12 protein-coding genes are annotated in these 18,975 nt (G+C 67.3%); 8 read left to right on the top strand and 4 right to left on the bottom strand.

Annotation, left to right across the window (positions count from 1 at the left end; translation table 11 throughout):
- Window positions 1–127 precede the first annotated feature (127 nt).
- From C1924_RS18250 to C1924_RS18235, 4 genes are all read right to left on the bottom strand, one after another.
- The gene (locus tag C1924_RS18250; protein ID WP_108766575.1) at window positions 128–2,185 is read right to left on the bottom strand and encodes a TonB-dependent receptor; all 2,058 of its coding nucleotides are present in this window, start codon (window positions 2,183–2,185) and stop codon (window positions 128–130) included.
- 292 nt (window positions 2,186–2,477) lie between these two features.
- Window positions 2,478–5,600, bottom strand: a complete 3,123-nt coding sequence (locus tag C1924_RS18245) for an efflux RND transporter permease subunit (protein WP_108766574.1) — start codon at window positions 5,598–5,600, stop codon at window positions 2,478–2,480.
- Window positions 5,601–5,631: 31 nt separating this feature from the next.
- On the bottom strand, window positions 5,632–8,865 hold the full coding sequence (locus tag C1924_RS18240) for an efflux RND transporter permease subunit (RefSeq protein WP_108766573.1): 3,234 nt from the start codon (window positions 8,863–8,865) through the stop codon (window positions 5,632–5,634).
- A gap of 74 nt (window positions 8,866–8,939) precedes the next feature.
- A complete protein-coding gene (locus C1924_RS18235; protein ID WP_108766572.1) occupies window positions 8,940–10,181 on the bottom strand; it encodes an efflux RND transporter periplasmic adaptor subunit in 1,242 nt (413 codons plus the stop codon).
- Window positions 10,182–10,368: 187 nt separating this feature from the next.
- On the opposite strand from C1924_RS18235, the gene C1924_RS18230 reads away from it, so the two are divergent.
- The 8 genes from C1924_RS18230 to C1924_RS18190 all read left to right on the top strand — a co-directional run bounded on the left by C1924_RS18230 (window position 10,369) and on the right by C1924_RS18190 (window position 18,936).
- Window positions 10,369–11,688 (top strand): M20 family metallopeptidase, encoded by a 1,320-nt coding sequence (locus C1924_RS18230; RefSeq protein WP_108766571.1) that lies wholly within the window; start codon window positions 10,369–10,371, stop codon window positions 11,686–11,688.
- Between the two features lie 527 nt (window positions 11,689–12,215).
- The gene (gene queF, locus C1924_RS18220; protein ID WP_108766570.1) at window positions 12,216–13,034 is read left to right on the top strand and encodes an NADPH-dependent 7-cyano-7-deazaguanine reductase QueF; all 819 of its coding nucleotides are present in this window, start codon (window positions 12,216–12,218) and stop codon (window positions 13,032–13,034) included.
- Window positions 13,035–13,326: 292 nt separating this feature from the next.
- A complete protein-coding gene (locus tag C1924_RS18215; protein ID WP_108766569.1) occupies window positions 13,327–13,617 on the top strand; it encodes a LysM peptidoglycan-binding domain-containing protein in 291 nt (96 codons plus the stop codon).
- A gap of 60 nt (window positions 13,618–13,677) precedes the next feature.
- On the top strand, window positions 13,678–14,187 hold the full coding sequence (locus C1924_RS18210; protein WP_108766568.1) for a hypothetical protein: 510 nt from the start codon (window positions 13,678–13,680) through the stop codon (window positions 14,185–14,187).
- A 317-nt stretch (window positions 14,188–14,504) separates the two neighbouring features.
- On the top strand, window positions 14,505–16,727 hold the full coding sequence (locus C1924_RS18205) for an NADP-dependent isocitrate dehydrogenase (RefSeq protein ID WP_108766567.1): 2,223 nt from the start codon (window positions 14,505–14,507) through the stop codon (window positions 16,725–16,727).
- Window positions 16,728–17,041: 314 nt separating this feature from the next.
- Window positions 17,042–17,986 (top strand): hypothetical protein, encoded by a 945-nt coding sequence (locus tag C1924_RS18200; protein WP_108766566.1) that lies wholly within the window; start codon window positions 17,042–17,044, stop codon window positions 17,984–17,986.
- Entirely contained in the window at window positions 17,979–18,527 is a 549-nt protein-coding gene (locus C1924_RS18195) for an ATP/GTP-binding protein (protein ID WP_108766565.1), read from the top strand. Before C1924_RS18200 ends, C1924_RS18195 begins: the two co-directional genes overlap by 8 nt.
- Window positions 18,520–18,936, top strand: coding sequence for a roadblock/LC7 domain-containing protein (locus C1924_RS18190; RefSeq protein WP_108766564.1), 417 nt, complete (start codon window positions 18,520–18,522; stop codon window positions 18,934–18,936). Before C1924_RS18195 ends, C1924_RS18190 begins: the two co-directional genes overlap by 8 nt.
- Window positions 18,937–18,975 lie beyond the last annotated feature (39 nt).

Below are 18,975 nucleotides of genomic sequence, written 5' to 3'. Positions count from 1 at the left end.
GGCGGGATGCCCCCCATTATTGCGGTGCGCGCGTGAAATGGGGGGGGCAATGTGCGGACCAACGGTCCGCACCCACCTTGGGTGGTCCACACCCACCCCGTGCGGTCCGCGCCCACCCCGTGCGGGGTTACATCTCCCAGCGCACGCTCACGGCGAAGGTGCGCGGCAGGCCGACGCCTGCGTTGGACCAGTACTTGCGGTTGCCCAGGTTTTCCACGCTGGCGCGCAGGATGACAGGGTGGCCCGAGGCGACCAGGTGGTAGCCCACGCCCGCGTTCACCAGGGTGTAGTCGGGCAGCTTCAAGGTGTTGTCGGCGTCGTACCAGACATCGCCGTAGTAGCGCACGGCCGCGTAGGCCTCCAGCCCGTCTACCCAGGGCAGCTGGTAATTGGCGTGCAGTACACCGCTCCAGCGCGCCGCACCGGCCGTGCGGTTGCCTTCCTGCGATGCACTGGCCGGCGACAGCTTGTCGTAGGTCGGGTCCAGCCAGGTGACGCCGCCACCGACGGTCAGTGCATCGCCCACGTGTACGTCGGCGCTGGCTTCCACGCCTTCATACAGGGTGACGCCATCCTGCACCAGGTACTTGCCGGCGTTGGTCAGCAGGTCGATGTTGGCGCCCCGTTCCAGACGGAACGCAGCCACGTTCGCGTTCCAGCGCGGTGCTTCCACCTTCGCGCCGATCTCGTACTGCTTGCTGATGGTCGGGTCCAGCACATCGCCGGCATTGATGTAGGTGTTGCCCACGCGGCTGCCGGCTTCCAGCGATTCGATGTAGCTGGCATACAGGGTCACCGCATCGCTGGGCTTGTACATCACCGCGTAGGTCGGGGTGACCGGGTAGGTGTGGTAGCTGCCCTTGGTCTCGAAGTCGTTGTAGCGCCAGCCGGCCAGCACCGACCAACCGCCGCCGAAGTCCACGGTATCGCTGGCGAACACGGCCTGCTGCACGGTTTCGTCGCCGCGGGTCATGACACGCGAGCCCACCGCGTTGTGGCGGATGGTCGAGCGCTGGTACAGGTTGGCGCGGCCGATGTTGTTCCACTCGTAGGGGCGGTCCCAGCCCAGCCCGGTCTGGTGGCTGACGCCGGCCACCAGCTGGTGCTGCAGGGGGCCCGTGCGGAAGCTGCCCTGCACCAGCGCCTGGGCCAGCTTCCACTCGCTCTTGCCGCCCAGCTCGTAGACGTTGACGTCGTAGTCGCCGTTCACATCGTCGATGTAGGCGAAGATCTTGTTGACGTCGTTCCACGAGGTGGTGACGCCGTAGCTGAGGCTGGCCTTCCAGTCGCTGTTGATCTGCCAGTTCAGCGCGGTCGACAGCAGGCTGGAACGGGTGTCGTAGTAGGTGCCCGGCACGCTGTTGTCGACGTCACCGGCGATCGGGCGCGGCAGCGTGGTCAGGCCGATGAAGTAGTACTGGGGGGATTCCTCGCTCAGGTCGCGCGACTGGAACACGCCATCGAAGGTCCAGGTGAGCGCATCGCTCAGGCGCGCATCCAGCGACAGCGCACCGACCTTGCGGTCGACGTGGCCGCCGTTGAAGGTTTCGCCCTTTTCCTGGTACGCGTTGAAGCGGTAGCCGAACATCTGCTCGTTGCCGAAGCGGCCGCCGGCATCCACGCCGCCACTGACGATGCCCTGTTCGCGCCAGCCCGCCTGGGCGCCGAAGGTGGGGGTGTCGGTCGGCTTCTTGGTGATGTAGTTGACGATGCCGCCCGGTGCGCCGAAGCCGTACAGGAAGCCGCCGGGGCCTTTCAGCAGGTCCACCTGCTCCATCACTTCCAGCGGCCATTCGGTACCCCACGAGGACACCTGCAGGCCGTTGACGCGGTAGCTGTCGTAGTTCAGATCGATGCCGCGATTGCGGATCGGCGAGCTCCAGCCACTGGCGTAGGCGCTGACCTGGGTGGTGACCGACGGATCGAACAGGAACACTTCGCCCAGCGAAACGACCTGGCGCTGCTCGATCTGCTCACGGCCCACCGCAGTGATGGCGAACGGAGTGTCGCGCAGGGCGCGGTCACCGAGGGCGCCGGCTTCGGTATGGGTGCGTTCGGCGGTGACCTTGACCGCATCCAGGTCGGTGGCGCTGCGGGTGTCGGCCGGAGCCTCGGCATGGGCGGCGCAGGCGGCCGACAGGGCGATGGCCAGCACGGCCAGGCGGGGGGAACGGGTGGACAGCATCGGTCTGGGATCCTCGGCGGACGGCCACGGGCCATCCACCCATGGTTGGGGGGAAAGGGCAGTGGCTGGGATCACGCAGGCGTGCCGGGAACCGGCAGCGGGGCGCCGCTGGGGGAAGCGGCGCAGGACCATGGCTGGATGAGAATTGTTCTCTTTTCGTTACGGCGCGTCAAACCGTGACCGTCGCATGGGGGTCAGATCCCTCGCGCAGCGAGGGTTCTGACCCCAGGACCGGATCAGGGGTCAGAGCCCTTTTGCTGGCAAAAGGGATCTGACCCCGGGCTTCGGCCCATCACGCGCGCTGTGCGCGCTTGAGCAGCTTCGCTTCGCGCTTGCGCGCGCGGCGCGCCCGCCAGCGTTCGGCCAGGCACGAGAAGATCACGTACAGCGCCGGGGTGCTCAGCAGGGTCAGGCTCTGCGAGAACAGCAGGCCGCCGATCATCGCGATGCCCAGCGGGCGACGCAGCTCGGAGCCTTCACCCAGGCCGATCGCCAGCGGCACCGCCGCCAGGATCGCCACCATCGTGGTCATCATGATCGGACGGAAGCGCACGATGCTGGCCTCGCGCGCTGCTTCGCGCGGGGCCAGGCCGTGCTCGCGCTGCGCCACCAGGGCGAAGTCGATCATCATGATCGCGTTCTTCTTGACGATGCCGATCAGCAGCACCAGCGCGATCATGGAAATGACCGACAGCTCGGTGTTGGTACCGAACAGGGCCAGCAATGCGCCCACACCCGCCGCCGGCAGGGTGGACAGGATCGTGACCGGATGGATCAGGCTTTCGTACAGCATGCCCAGCACCAGGTAGACGGTCAGGATCGCGGCCAGCACCAGGATCAGCATGTCGCTGGGATCGGAATTGAACCCGAAGCCCGCATCGTCGGCCAGGCGGATGTCCCCCGGCATGCGCATGCCCGCCACCGTCGCGTCGATGATCGCCTTGGCCTCGCCTGCGCTGACGCCCGGTGCGAGGTTGTAGCTCAGGTCCATCGTCGTGTACTGGTTTTCGTGGGTGATCTGCGACGGCGCCAGCCCCGGCGCCTGGCGGGCCACCGCGGTGATCGGCACCATCTCGCCGCTGCGCGCCTTCACGTACACCTCGTCCAGTGCAGCCGGGGTGGCGGTCTGCGACGGCAGCGCGTTCACCACCACGCTGTACTGGTTGATGTCCGAGTAGATCGTGGAGATCTGGCGCTGACCGAACGCACCGTACAGCGCACCATCGATGGCACCGACGGAAATACCCAGGCGTGCGGCCTTGGCGCGGTCGATCTCGATGTTCTGGCGCAGGCCGGCGTTGTCGACATCGGTGCCGACATCACGCAGCTTCGGGTTCTTCTTCAGTGCGGCCTGCAGCTTGGGCAGCCATTCCTGCAGCGCGGCCAGGTCGTTGCCCTGCAGCGAGATGCGGTACTGCGCGCCCTGGCTGGTGCCGCCGCCGTCGTTGCTGGGCAGATCCTGGATCGCACGCAGGCGCAGCTGCAGGTCGGGGTAGCGGTCGGCCTTGGCACTCAGGCGTGCCAGCGCATGGGCGGTGGTTTCGCGGCGGCCATCCTTGCGCGACTTCAGCTCGACGTTGAACTGCGCGCTGGAGCCCTGGCGGCCGCTGCCCAGGCGCACGCCCACGGTCTTCACCGCCGGGTCGGCCATCAGCATGTCGGTGATGCGGCGCTGGCGCGACACCATGTCCTCGAAGGACACCGTGGCGCTGGAATTGGCGCGGCCCCAGATCAGGCCGGTGTCCTGCGGCGGGAACGCGCCCTTCTTCACCGCCCCGAACAGGAAGATGGTGACGCCGATCAGGATGAGCGGGGTGAGCGACAGCAGCAGCGCGTGGCGCAGCGAGAAGTCCAGGAACACCGTGTAGATGCGCAGCATGCGGTCATGCCCGGCATCGAGCCAGCGGCCGAAGCGCGACGGGGCGGCGGTGTGGTCGTGGGCGCTGAGGAAGCGGCTGCACAGCGCCGGAGTCAGGGTGAGCGAGACGATCATCGAGACCACGATGGCCGCCACCAGGGTCACGGTGAACTCGCGGAAGAACGCGCCCATCATGCCGCTGGCGAACAGCAGCGGAATGAACACCGCCACCAGCGAGGCGGTGATCGAGACGATGGTGAAGCCGATCTCGCGCGCACCGGTGAAGGCCGCCTGCAGGCGTGGCATGCCCTCGTCGAGGTGGCGCATGATGTTCTCGATGACCACGATCGCATCGTCCACGACAAAGCCGATCGCGATCACCAGGGCCAGCAGGCTGAGGTTGTTGAGGGTGAAGCCCAGCGCGTACATCACCAGCGCGGCACCGGCCAGCGACAGCGGCACGGTGACCGCGGCGATCAGCGTGGGCGCCAGCCGGCGCAGGAACAGCGCCATGGTCAGCACCACCATCGCCAGGCTGATCAGCAGGGTGATCTGCACTTCATGCAGCGACGAGCGGATGGTTGGTGTGCGGTCGAAGTACGGCGTCATCGTGGTGCCGGGCTGCAGGTAGTCGCGCAGCGCGGGAATCTGCGCTTTCACCCGGTCCACGGTTTCGACGATGTTGGCGCCGGCACGGGTGAACACGTACATCACCACGGCCGGTTTGTGGTTGAACCACGCGGCCTGGTAGGCATCCTGCTGGCCGTCGTAGACGTTGGCGATGTCCTTCAGGCGGATCACCCGGCCATCGCCCTGGGTCTTGACCACCAGCTCGGCGAAATCGGCGGCGCGCGCCACCGAATCGTTGGCGATGATCGCCGTGGTGGTGTTGCCGTCGCTGAGGAAGCCGGTGGGCGAGGTCACGTTGGCCGCACGCACGGCATTGCGCAGATCATCGGCGGTCAGGCCGAGGGCGTTCATCAGGCGCAGGTTGACGTCCACGCGCACGGCCGGCGTCGAGGCACCGGCAATATCCACCGAGGCCACGCCGCTGATCTGGCGGATGCGCTGGGCCAGCAGCGAATCGGCGACGTTGTACAGCTCATCGGCCGACTGCGTCTGCGAGGTCAGGGCGATGGCGATGACCGGATCGTCGTTCGGATTCGCCTTCTGGTACATCGGCGACCCCAGCCCGGAGGGCAGGTCGGCCTGTGCTGAATTGATCGCGGTCTGTACATCCAGTGCGGCCGAATCGATGTTGCGGTCGGACTGGAAGATCATGAACACCAGCGAGCTGCCCTCCGAGCTCGACGAGCGCATGCGGTCGATGCCCGGCAGCTGGCCGAGGTGGCGTTCCAGCGGCGCGGTCACCGTGGAGGCCATGGTTGCCGCATCCGCGCCGGCCTGGTTGGCATGCACGAAGATCACCGGGATCTCGACATTGGGCAGCGCCGACACGCCCAGCCGCAGATAGCAGATCAGGCCGATCATGAACAGGCCGATGGCCAGCAGGGCGGTGCCGATCGGGCGGCGGATGAAGGGACCGGACAGGTTCATCGTGCGGCCCCCCGCAGCAGCGGGGCGTGGATCATGCCTGCGGCTCCTGCAGCGTGCCGTTGCGCAGGGCGCGCTGCTCGCGGCGGCGCGCCAGCCACTCGGAGAAGCGTTCCATGTACAGGTAGATCACCGGCGTGGTGTACAGCGTGACCAGCTGCGACAGCAGCAGGCCGCCGACGATGGCGATGCCCAGCGGACGACGCAGTTCCGAACCGATGCCGGTGCCCAGTGCCAGCGGCAGCGCGCCGAGCATGGCCGCGGCCGTGGTCATCATGATCGGGCGGAAGCGCAGCAGGCACGCGCGGCGGATCGCCTCGTGCGCGTTGGCACCGGCACGGCGCGCCTCGATGGCGAAGTCCACCATCATGATGCCGTTTTTCTTGACGATGCCGATGAGCAGCACGATGCCGACGATGCCGTCCACCGACAGGCTGAGCCCGCACACCATCAGCGCCAGCAGCGCGCCGACGCCGGCCGGTGGCAGGGTGGAGATGATGGTGATCGGGTGGATGTAGCTCTCGTACAGCACGCCCAGCACGATGTAGATGACCACCAGCGAGGCCAGCAGCAGCCACACCACATCGGTCTGGCTGCCGGTGAACTCGGCGGCCTTGCCGATGAACTCGGCATGCAGGTGGGCCGGCATGTCCAAGCTGTCCTTGGTCTCCTCGATGGCCTTGACCGCATCAGACAGCGAATAGCCCGGGGCGATGTTGAACGACACCGTCACCGCCGGCAGCTGCTGCTGGTGGCTGACCACCAGCGGTGCGCTGGTGACCTTGCTGTCGGCCAGCGCCGACAGCGGGATGATGTTGCCCGCGCCGACGGTGATGCCGGTGTTCTGCGCACCGATGCCGGTGGCCGTGGAGGAGTTGGACGAAGTGACCTGGCCGAAGCTGGTGGCGTTGGTACCGGTGAGGGCACCGGCACCGTTGGAGGCCACCGCCAGCTGTTCCATCAGCGCGGTGCTGGTGCGGAACTCCGGCGCCACTTCCAGCACGACGCGGTACTGGTTGAGTTCGGTGAAGATGGTGGAGATCTGGCGCTGGCCGAACGCATCGTAGAGCGTGTCATCGATGGTCTGCATCGGCACGCCCAGCACGCTGGCCTTGTCGCGGTCGATGTTCAGTTCCAGGGCACGGCCCTGATTGGACAGGTTGTTGTCCACGTCGGCCAGTTCCGGGCGCTTGCGCAGTGCCTCGGTCAGGCGCGTGGCCTGGGTGGCCACGGTCGCCGGATCCACGTCCGACAGCGAGTACTGGTACTCGGTGGCGGCCACGCGGGTGTCCAGGGTCACGTCCTGCACCGGCTTCAGGTACAGCGCCACGCCGGGGATGCCGGCCACCGCCTTCTGCAGGCGCGGCAGGATCTCATCCAGGCCGTCACGCTCGCCGCGTTCCTTCAGCACGATCGACAGCTGGCCCTGGTTGAGCGTGGGGTTCATGCTGCCGGCGCCGATGAAGGCCGACACGCCGGTCACGTCCGGGTCCTGGCGCAGGGCTTCGGCCACCTGCTTGGTACGCTGTTCCATCTGCGGGAAGGCGATGTTCTGGTCGGCCTGCACCACGCCGGTGATCAGGCCGGTGTCCTGTTCGGGCAGCAGGCCCTTGGGAATCAGCACGTACAGCAGCACGGTCAGCACCAGGGCGCCGCCGGCCACGGCCAGGGTCATGCGCTGGTGGTCCAGCACCCAGTCCAGGCTGCGCTCGTACAGGCCCACGGTGCGCGTCCACAGGTTCTGCTTGCCGGCCGCCGCTGCGCGCTCATGCGCATCCTCGCCCTCGGGCAGGGCGTCGGGCTTGAGCAGATAGGCGCACATCATCGGGGTCAGCGTCAGCGAGATCAGCATCGACAGCACGACGGCGATGCTCAGCACCCAGGCGAACTCATGGAACAGGCGGCCGGTGACGCCGGGCATCAGCAGCAGCGGCAGGAACACCGCCACCAGCGATACGGTCAGCGACAGCACGGTGAAGCCGATCTGGCGTGCACCGATCTCGGCCGCTTCCTTGCCACTCTTGCCCTGCTCGATGTAGCGGACGATGTTCTCGATCATCACGATCGCATCGTCCACAACGAAGCCGGTGGCCACCACCAGCGCCATCAGCGAGAGGTTGTCCAGCGACATGCCGGCGAAGGCCATCACCGCAAACGTGCCGGCCAGTGACAGCGGCACCGCCACCGACGGAATGATGGTGGCCCAGAACCGGCGCAGGAACACGAAGATGACCGCCACCACCAGGCCGATGGTGAGGATCAGGGTGAACTGCACTTCATGCACCGAGGCGCGGATGGTCTCGGTGCGGTCGTTGAAGACATCCAGGTGCACGTCGGCCGGCAGCACGCCCTGCAGCTGCGGCAGGATGGCGCGGATGCGTTCGACGGTCTGCACGATGTTGGCGCCCGGCTGGCGGCGCACTTCCAGCAGCACGGCCGGCTTGCCATCGGCCCATGCGGCCAGCTGGTCGTTCTCCACGCCGTCCACCACCTCGGCCACATCGGACAGCCGCACCGGGCGGCCGTTCTTGTAGCTGATGATGGTGTCGCGGTACTCGGCGGCACTGGCCAGCTGATCGTTGGTACCGATGCTGTAGGACTGGGTCTTGCCGTTCAACGAACCCTTCGGCGCGTTGACATTGGCCTGGGTGAGCGCGCTGCGCAGCTCCTCCATGGTCAGGCCCATGTTGGACAGCTGCGCCGGGTTCACCTGGATGCGCACGGCCGGGCGCACGTTGCCGGCGATCGACACCAGGCCCACGCCCTGCACCTGCGACAGGCGCTGGGCGAGGATGGAATCGGCGTAGTTGTTGACCTCGCGCAGCGGGCGCGTGTCCGAGGTCAGCTTGAGGGTGACGATGGCCGCATCGGCCGGGTTCACCCGGTTGTAGACCGGCTGGTAGGGCAGCGAGGAGGGCAGGGTGGCCTGGCGGATCGCCGCCTGCACGTCCTGTGCGGCGATGTCGATGTCCCGGTCCATCGAGAACTGCAGGATGATGGTCGACAAGCCCGCCGAGGAGTCGGAGGTCATCAGTTCCAGGCCGGAAATCTGCCCGAACTGGCGCTCCAGCGGCGTGGTCACCAGCGAGGCCATGGTGGTCGCGTTGGCACCCGGGTACTGGGTGGTGACCACCAGGCTGGGCGCATCGATTTCCGGCAGCGCCGACACCGGCAGCTTGCGGTAACCGAGGATGCCCAGCAGCAACAGACCCGCCATCAACAGCGAGGTAGCGATGGGACGGCGGATGAAGATCGTCGAAAAGCCCACGGACTGATCCTTGCTGGCGCTTCAATGGCAGCGCCGGCATCGAGGCCGGCGCGGAAGGAAAGGGTGGCCTGCGCTCAGCGCGGGCCACCACCACGACGGCCACCGCCGCCACTCTTCTGTTCTGCGGCCTTCAGTTCGGCCTCGGTCGGTGCCGCCGGGGTTTCACCCGGCTTCAGCGCGGTGACCTTGCTGCCCGGCTTCAGGCGGAACTGCCCTTCGCTGACCACACGCTCGCCGCCTTTCAGGCCCTCGGCGATCTGCACCTGGCTGTCGCCCACTTCCACGCCGCTGCGCACGGTCTGCATCTTCACCGTGTTGTCGCCCTGCACGATATAGACGTACTCGCCGTCCGGGCCACGCAGCACCGCCTGGGTGGGGATGACCACGCCGCCGCCGATCGTGCGCAGCTGCATGCGCACATTGACGAACTGGCCCGGCCACAGGCCGTTGTCGGTGTTGTCGAAGATCGCCCGCGCCTTGAACGTGCCGCTGTCGGCGCTGATCAGGTTGTCGACCACGTCCAGGGTGCCGTCACCGGACAGCACGTGCGAATCGGCGCGGTCCAGCGCCGCCACCGGCACCTTGCCGGCGGACTGCGCCTGGCGCACGTCGCCGAGCTGGCGTTCGGGCAGGTTGAACAGCACGTGGATCGGGTGGATCTGGGTCAGCGTGACCAGCGCGGTGCCGGCACTGACCACGTTGCCGGCGTCGACCGCGCGGATACCGGCGATGCCCGAGATGGGCGCGGTGATGCGGGTGTACTGCAGCTGCACCTGTGCGGCGCGCGCGCTGGCTTCGTTGGCTGCCACGGCGCTTTCGTACTGTGCCACCTGGTTTCGCTGTGTATCCAGATCGGTCTTGGCGACGAACTGGCGGTACTCCGGCGCGTTGGAGCGTTGGTAGTTGGAGCGGGCGGTGGCCAGCAGCGCCTCGTTCTGGCGCTTGGCCGCCACGGCCTGGTCGTAGCTGGCCTGGGCGCTGCGCGGGTCGATCTGTGCCAGCAGGTCCCCCTGCTTCACTTCCTGGCCCTCGCGGAAATTGATGCTCATCAGCTGGCCGCCGACCTGCGGGCTGACCGTCACCGTGTTCATCGCGGTGACCGTGCCGAGCGCACTGGCATATACCGGCACGTCCTGGTGCGTGGCCTCGACCACGGTCACCGGCACCGGGCCGGCATCGGGATCCTCACCGCCCTGGCGCGCGGCTGCGGCCTGGCCACCGGCCTTGTCCTTGCCGCCACCGAGGACGCGTACGCCCACCACCGCCAGTACCAGCACTGCAACGACCAGCAGCACGATCTTCCAAACACGTGACATTCAAGGACTCCAAGAGGGCTGGTCGGGGCGGACCCCGGGTGGCTATGCGCAAAGCATACCTGCGGCCCGCTACGTTTCCTGCATGACGTATGGGACGGGCGCTAAGACCGGTGGCCGCCGGAGAGGTTCCCGTGGCGGCGGTGTTGGCCTACATTCAGCTGCAGACCCCTTGCGTGGAGCCCACCCGATGCGCCGTTCGCTGTTGCTGTCCGCCCTTCTGCTGGCCCTGCCGGCCCTTGCCCATGCCCAGCAGGCCGAGCGCCCGGAGGTGACCGCTGCCGCGCAGCGCCTGCAGGCCCAGGTGGTGGAGTGGCGCCGGGATTTCCACCAGCACCCGGAACTGTCCAACCGCGAGGAGCGCACCTCGGCCGAAGTCGCCAAGCGCCTGCGCGCCATGGGCCTGAAGCCGAAGACCGGCATCGCCCACCACGGCGTGGTGGCGATCATCGAGGGCGGCAAACCCGGCCCGAAGATCGCGCTGCGTGCGGACATGGATGCGTTGCCGGTGACCGAACAGACCGGCCTGCCGTTTGCTTCCAAAGCCACCGCGCAGTACCGCGGCCAGACCGTGGGGGTGATGCATGCCTGCGGCCATGACGCGCACACCGCGACCCTGCTGGGCGTGGCGCAGGCGCTGGTGGCGATGAAGAAGGACCTGCCGGGCCAGGTGATGCTGATCTTCCAGCCGTCCGAAGAGGGTGCGCCGCCGCCGGAGGAGGGTGGTGCCGCGCTGATGCTGAAGGAGGGCCTGTTCGCCGATTTCAAGCCGGAGGCGGTGTTCGGCCTGCATGTGTTCTCCAGCGTGCAGGCGGGCCAGATCGCGGTGCGCGGCGGCCCGCTGATGGCGGCCTCGGATCGTTTCGGCATCAAGGTGATCGGTCGCCAGACCCATGGTTCGGCACCGTGGAATGGTGTGGACCCGATCGTGGCGACCGCCGACCTGATCGGTACCGCGCAGACCATCGTCAGCCGTCGCACCAACCTGTCCAAGCAGCCGGCGGTGCTGACCTTCGGCGCCATCAACGGCGGCATCCGCTACAACATCATTCCCGATGAAGTGGAGATGGTGGGCACCATCCGCACCTTCGACGAAGGCATGCGCCAGCAGATCTTCGCCGACCTGCGCAACGTGGCCGAGCACACCGCTGCTGCGCATGGTGCCAAGGCAGTGACCGATATCTATGAGGCCGAAGGCAACCCGGCGACGGTGAACGACCCGGCGCTGACGGCGAAGATGCTGCCCAGCCTGCAGGCGGTGGTGGGCAAGGACAATGTGTACGAGCCTCCGCTGCAGATGGGAGCGGAGGATTTCTCGCTGTACGCGAAGGAAGTGCCGGGCATCTTCTTCTTCGTCGGTTCCACCAGCGTGGGCATCGACCCGGCGACGGCGCCGGCGAATCATTCGCCGAAGTTCCTGCTGGATGAGAAGGCGCTGGATGTCGGGTTCCGGGCGTTGATGCAGGTGAGCCTGGATTACTTGAACGGTGCTGGCACTCCGGCGGGGTGAGGGTTTCCGGCAGGGCTTGCAGCCCTGCACCTGCTGCAGATCAACGTTAACGTCAAAAGCTGGCTTGCCGTGGGATGGCGGGGTGGGTCCGGTTGAGGGGGACGCCGTGAATCCGTCCCTGGAGGCTTGGTCGCGGCATCCATGCCGCTCACACCCCCTCAACCGGACCCACCCCGCCTTCGACAGACTTCCGCGATCTGTCGGAACGGCCTTCTGCTTTGGTCGGTGCCGACCGTTGGTCGGCACGGCAGGCGTCATGAACGTCTGAAGGATCGGCTTTTGATTTTGATTTTCCTGATCTTTCCCGGGGTGGCACGGGAGACTGTCCGTGGCCGGGAGGGTGGGTTGGCTGGGGGCGTGAGCCGCATGGATGCGGCGACCGAGCCTCCATGGACGGATTCACGGCGTCCCCCAGCCAAGCCACCCTCCCGGCCAACCCCGAGATACTGCTCTTGACCACCACGGAGGGGCTCCGCCGTTGGCCGACCCGGCCGAAGGCCCGCCCTCCGCGCGATACAATAAGCACCATGAACACCCCCCAGGACTCCAGCCTCGGTCGCGAGGTCAGTTACCCGTCGCAGTACGATCCCGGCCTGCTGTTTCCCATCCCCCGTATCGGCGCCCGCGCCGAGATCGGCCTCGATGACGCCGCGCTGCCGTTCGTCGGCCACGACCGCTGGCACGCCTTCGAACTGAGCTGGCTCGACCCGCGCGGCAAGCCCCAGGTGGCCGTGGCCACCGTGCAGGTACCGTGCACCTCGCCGCGATTGATCGAATCGAAGTCGTTCAAGCTGTACCTGAACTCCCTCAACAGCACCCGTGTCGACACGGCCGAAGCACTGCGCGAGCGCCTGGTGACCGACCTGTCCGCGTGCGCGGGCGCGCCGGTGCAGGTGCAGTTCGGCCTGCCGCCGCTCGCCGAGGCACCGCTGGGCGAATCCATTGATGGCCTGGACGTGGCAATCGACTGCTATGGCCCGCCGCAGGCCGATTTCCTCTCGGCAGATGCCGGCCAGCTGGTGGAAGAGACCCTGGTCTCGGCCCTGCTGAAATCCAACTGCCCGGTCACCGGCCAGCCGGACTGGGCCACGGTCAGCGTTCGGTATCGCGGCCCGAAGATCGACCGCGCCGGCCTGCTGCGCTATCTGGTCAGCTACCGCGAGCACGCCGAGTTCCACGAGCAGTGCGTGGAGCGCATTTTCAGCGAGGTATCCGCGCGCTGCCAGCCGCAATGGCTGGAAGTGGAAGCGCGCTACACCCGCCGTGGCGGCCTGGACATCAACCCCTGGCGCGCCAGCCACGGCATCGCCGGCCCCGCCGCCACCTTCCGCGAACTGCGCCAGTAACCGCCGCAGGCGGTTACGGGGTAGTGCCGGCCGCTGGCCGGCAAGCGCAGAAATTGGTGCAGGTAGTGCCGGCCGCTGGCCGGCAAGCGAAGAAATTGGCGCAGGTAGTGCCGGCCGCTGGCCGGCAAGCGCAGGGAACCCTCCCTGCGTCGCAACGCCGGCCAACGGCCGGCACCACCACCCTCACGATTGTTGGCCCGCCCCCGGGCCGGCTTCACATCTGCACCATCCCCATTTAACAACTGCCGTGTCACCGTGACACCCACGCAGTCATGCAGACGGGAGTGTGTGGATGAGTACCGAGAAGAAGGCCGATTTCTCCGGCGTCACCGCCAGTGTCGACAGTACCGCCGAGAAGGTTCCCAAGGCGGACTTCTCCGGCGTCACGGCCTCGGTGGACAGCACTGCCGAGCGCGTCGACGGCACCTATACCGTGCAGAAAGGCGATTCGCTGTCGAAGATCGCCAAGCAGCACCTCGGTGATGCCAATGCCTGGAAGAAGATCTTCGAGGCCAACCGCGATGTGCTCGACGACCCGGACAAGATTTTTCCGGGCCAGACCCTGAAGCTGCCACCGAAGTAAGCCGGCCCGCGCACGAACCGTGCACACGGCCGTCCGACAATTCCTGGGAGGAACACCCGAATGATCAAGACCAATCCGCTTCAGACCGCCATGATCGCCGCCCTGCTGGGCAGCGTTGCCCTGGTGGGTTGCAAGAAGAACGAAGAATCCGTGGACAACAACGCCGCCCCGGCCGCGACCACGCCCGCTGAGCCGGCACCGGCACCGATGACGGGCGCGCCGCCGCCGATGGCCGCCGCTGCTGCCGTCAATGTCGCCTCGGTCACCGTCGGCAAGACCGCCGCTGCTGACAAGTCGGTCGCCCCGACCGCGCTGTTCGCGCCGAAGGACGACATCATTGTTTCGGTCAAGACCGATGGTGCGGCCAGCAACGTCAGCATCGGTGCCAAATTGACCTTCCAGGATGGCCAGGTGGCCGGTGAGCAGAGCGACACGCTCAATGCCAGCGGTGCCGAAACCACCAACGTCACCTTCAAGAATGCCAATGGCTGGCCGGCCGGCAAGTACCGCGCCGAGGTCATGGTGGATGGCAAGGCGGCCGGAACGCCGCAGGAGTTCGAGGTCAAGTAAGTCCTGCCGACTCTCTCCCGGTTGGACTCACGATGGGCGCAGCCGCGAGGCTGCGCCTTTTTTCGTCCGGTGTGAGGCCGGGACGCGCTTCCACGCATGGTTGCATCCGATACCACGCCGGTGGATCACAGCGTTGCCCACGCGCAGTACCGCAGCGTATGGCGCGGCTTTGCCCCGCGCGGCTGAAAACGCGACAATGCAGGGGTTTCCCCGCCGCGCGCCCACCCTGACGGCGGCGGGGGAAGTGACACGGTTGCACGTGGCACGGCGCCTGCGCCGGCCTTTCCCTGAGAACTGCTACAGAGTCCAAGTCCCCCATGTCCAAGATCCTCTACACGCTGACCGACGAAGCACCGTTCCTGGCTACCCAGTCGCTGCTGCCGATCATCGACGCCTACACCGCCACCGCTGGCATCGTGGTGGAAACCCGTGACATCTCGCTGTCCGGCCGCATCCTGTCGCAGTTCCCGGAACTGCTGGCCGATGCGCAGAAGGTCAGCGACGACCTGGCCGAGCTGGGCCAGCTGGCGACCACCCCGGACGCCAACATCATCAAGCTGCCCAACATCTCCGCCTCCGTGCCGCAGCTGAAGGCGGCCATCAAGGAACTGCAGGACCAGGGCTACCCGCTGCCGGCTTACCCGGAAACCCCGGCCGACGATCAGCAGCGCGACTACAAGGCGCGCTATGACAAGGTCAAGGGCAGTGCGGTGAACCCGGTGCTGCGCGAAGGCAATTCCGACCGCCGCGCACCGCTGTCGGTGAAGAACTACGCGCGCAAGCACCCGCACCGCATGGGCGCCTGGGCTGCGGACTCGAAGTCGCACGTCGCGCACATGGCCGCCGGTGATTTCTACGGCAGCGAAACGTCGGCCACCGTGGCCAACGCCGGTTCGCTGAAGATCACCTTCCACGGCAAGGACGGCAGCGCCGTCGTGCTGAAGGAAAAGACCGCGGTCAAGGCCGGCGAGATCGTCGATGCCGCGGTGATGAGCCGCAAGGCACTGGCCGCCTTCATCGGCGAGCAGATCGCCGATGCCAAGGCCCAGGGCGTGCTGTTCTCGCTGCACCTGAAGGCCACCATGATGAAGGTCTCCGACCCGATCATGTTCGGCGTGGCCGTCAACGAGTTCTACAAGGACGTGCTGGCCAAGCACGCCGACGTGCTGAAGCAGGCCGGTTTCGATGCCAACAATGGTATTGGTGACCTGGCCGCGCGCCTGCCGTCGCTGCCCGAAGCCACCCGCGCCGCGATCGAAGCCGATCTGGCTGCCGAGTACGCACAGCGCCCGGGCGTGGCCATGGTCAACTCGGACAAGGGCATCACCAACCTGCACGTGCCGAGCGACGTCATCGTCGACGCTTCGATGCCGGCGATGATCCGCGACTCCGGCAAGATGTGGAATGCCGAAGGCAAGCTGCAGGACACCAAGGCCGTCATCCCCGACCGCTGCTACGCCGGCGTGTACCAGGCCGTCATCGACGACTGCAAGGCCAACGGTGCCTTCAACCCGGCCACCATGGGCTCGGTGCCCAACGTCGGCCTGATGGCGCAGAAGGCCGAAGAGTATGGCTCGCACGACAAGACCTTCCAGATCGCTGCCGATGGCGTGGTCAAGGTCACCGACGATGCCGGCACCGTGGTGTTCGAGCACGCCGTGGAAGCTGGTGACATCTGGCGCATGTGCCAGACCAAGGATGCGCCGATCCAGGACTGGGTGAAGCTGGCCGTCGAACGCGCCCGCCTGAGCAGCACCCCGGCCGTGTTCTGGCTGGATGCCGCCCGCGCCCACGATGCACAGGTCATCGCCAAGGTCGAGCTGTACCTGAAGGACCACGACACCCACGGCCTGGACATCCGCATCCTGCCGCCGGTGGAAGCGACTGCCTTCTCGCTGGACCGCATCCGCAAGGGTGAGGACACCATTTCGGTGACCGGCAACGTGCTGCGCGACTACCTGACCGACCTGTTCCCGATCATGGAGCTGGGCACCAGCGCCAAGATGCTGTCGATCGTGCCGCTGATGGCCGGTGGCGGCCTGTTCGAGACCGGCGCCGGTGGTTCGGCCCCGAAGCACGTGCAGCAGTTCGTCGAAGAGGACTACCTGCGCTGGGATTCGCTGGGTGAGTTCCTGGCCCTGGCCGCGTCGCTGGAACACCTGGGCAACCGCTACGACAACGCTGCCGCCCGTGTGCTGGCCAAGGCGCTGGACGAAGCCAACGGCCAGTTCCTGGACAACGACAAGTCGCCGTCGCGCAAGCTGGGTGGCATCGACAACCGTGGCAGCCACTTCTACATCGCGCTGTACTGGGCCCAGGCCCTGGCTGCGCAGAATGAAGATGCTGCGCTGAAGGCACGCTTCGCGCCGCTGGCCAAGGCACTGACCGAGAACGAGCAGAAGATCGTCGACGAACTGGCCGCGGTCCAGGGCAAGGCGGTGGACATCGGCGGCTACTACCGTCCGGACGTGGCCAAGGCCAGCAAGGCCATGCGCCCGAGCGAGACGCTCAACGCCGCGCTGGAGCAGCTGCGCGGCTGATCCAGCGCCCGCAGCATGTGATACATGGAAACCCGCGCTTCGGCGCGGGTTTTCTCTTTTCCGGGTCTGGCGGGGTCAGAGCCCTTCTGCGCGCAGAAGGGATCCGACCCCATCGTTTCCCGCCGGGGTCTGACCCCATCCCGCACGCCGTCAAAACGGCATGAAACTTGCCCACGATGGCCGTCGCAGAACGGGTCAATGCGTCGTCGCGGTCGCCATCGATCTGAGCAGTCGATCACGACCGACGCGCGCAGCGATGCCCTAGCCTTGTGGACGCGAGACCGCCGGGGAGGCGGTCGCCCCGGGGAACACGAATGGCACGCGTGCTGGTGGTGGGAACCGATATCCAGGGCGAACAGGCCCTGCTGCAGCGGCTGCGCGTGGCGTCGGCCCTGCCCGACGGGCAGGTGTGCCGCAGCCAGGATCTGGACGATTGCGATCTGCTGGTGGTGCGCGATACGCCGGCACTGCGCAACGCCGCGCTGCGCATGCGCGAGCAGCGGCCGCGCCTGCAGTGCTGGATCGAAGGCAGCGGCGGTCAGCTGCGCGAAGGCCATGGCCGCCAGGATGTGCTCGACGACGGGGCCATTGGCCGCGCGCTGCGTGGCATGCAGGGGCACGCCGACCCGGCGCCGGTGCGCCTGGCCGACGGTGCCCATGCCATCACCCGCCTGCTGCGCGAACGCCTGCCCCTGCGCCAGGGGCACGCGCTGCTGGGCGAGCGTGGGCAGCCGCTGCTGCTTCTGGATATGGAGCAGGACCAGGCGGTACTGCTGCAGGAGCCGGCCGCGGCATTGGTGGAGCGTCTGGCACAGGGCTTTGAACATCTGTATCTGGACGCGCTGACGGCAGCGCAGTTCCAGGTCCTGGCGGGCAACCGTGCGCGCCAGCCGCTGCGGCCGCTGCTGTGGCAATGGGCGCAGCGCAGCCGCCACTGGCAGGCCCTGGACGAGCGCCTGCGCAGTGCCGCGGTGAAGCTGCTGCGCTGGCCCGACTTCCGTGTGCTGGGCCATGACCATGATGGCTTCCGCCTGTGCTCGCTGCTGCTCAAGCGCGCGTGCACGGTGGACGAGTGCGCGATGCTGCTGGAGCTGCCGCCAGCTGCCGTACGCGATTTCATCCATGCCGCCTATCTGTGTGGTTATGCGCAGCTGCAGAGCGCAGCGCCGATCGCTGCCGAGGCGCGCGGCAACAGCGCCGAGCACGGCCTGCTGGCACGCCTCTGGCGCAGCCTGCGCGGGAGCGAGCGCAATGCGTGAACACAAGGTGGTGGTGCTTGGCGGCATGGGCAGCGGCAAGTCCACCCTGGTACGCAGCATCGCGGCCGGGGCGGTCATCGACACCGATGTCGCCAACAGTGACCGCCGTGGCGCGGACAAGGCCTCGACCACGGTCGCGCTGGATTACGCCGATATCGACCTGCCCAACGGCGAGCGCCTGCGCCTGTACGGCACCCCCGGCCAGCAGCGTTTCGACTTCCTGTGGCCGATCCTGCTGCAGGGCGCACGCGGCGCGGTGCTGCTGCTGGATGCGCGCCGCGCCGGCCTCGCTGGCGAACTCGATGCCTACCTGCAGGCGCTGCGACCGTTCGCCGGCACGCTGGCGGTGGTGGTGGCCGTGACCCACCTTGACCAGATACCTGACGCGCAGCTGGAGGACTGGGCCAACCGCGCCTGCCTGGACGACCAGCCGCTGCCGCTGCTGCCGATCGACGCGCGTGACCGCGGACAGGGGCTGCTGCTGATGGATGTGTTGATGAGCGAAATGGAAGCGCATGCACTGGTGGGCCTGCATGGCTGATGGACAGGTGGCGACCCTCCCCGATGCCGGCCAGCGCGAACGCCTGCAGCCGCTGCTGCAGGACCTGCAACGGCGGGTGGAAGGGGTGCGCACGGTGGTGCTGGCCAGTGTCGACGGCTTCGCCCTGGTCAGCGCCGGTGCCGAAGGCCGTGGCGAACGCCTGGCCGCGATGACCAGCGCGATGCTGGCGCTGGCCGCCGCGGTCGGCCGGGAACTGGCGCTGGGCGACCTGCAGACACTGATGCTGGAAGCACTGGGCGGCAAGGTGCTGATGCTGGCGATCCAGGCCGAAGGACGGCCGCCGCTGCTGCTGATGGCGGCCTGCGACCAGCGCAGCGTGATCGGCCAGGTGCTGTGGCAGAGCAGGGAATGTGGCCAGGCGATCCTGGCCGAACTCGGCGGATCGTGAGCCCGACCGCAGGGGAACGAGGGGCTCGAACCAACACCG

The sequence above is a fragment of the Stenotrophomonas sp. ESTM1D_MKCIP4_1 genome, from assembly GCF_003086895.1.
In the GTDB taxonomy this organism is placed as follows: Bacteria; Pseudomonadota; Gammaproteobacteria; order Xanthomonadales; family Xanthomonadaceae; genus Stenotrophomonas.
This window is presented reverse-complemented; position numbering and strand designations above follow the sequence as displayed.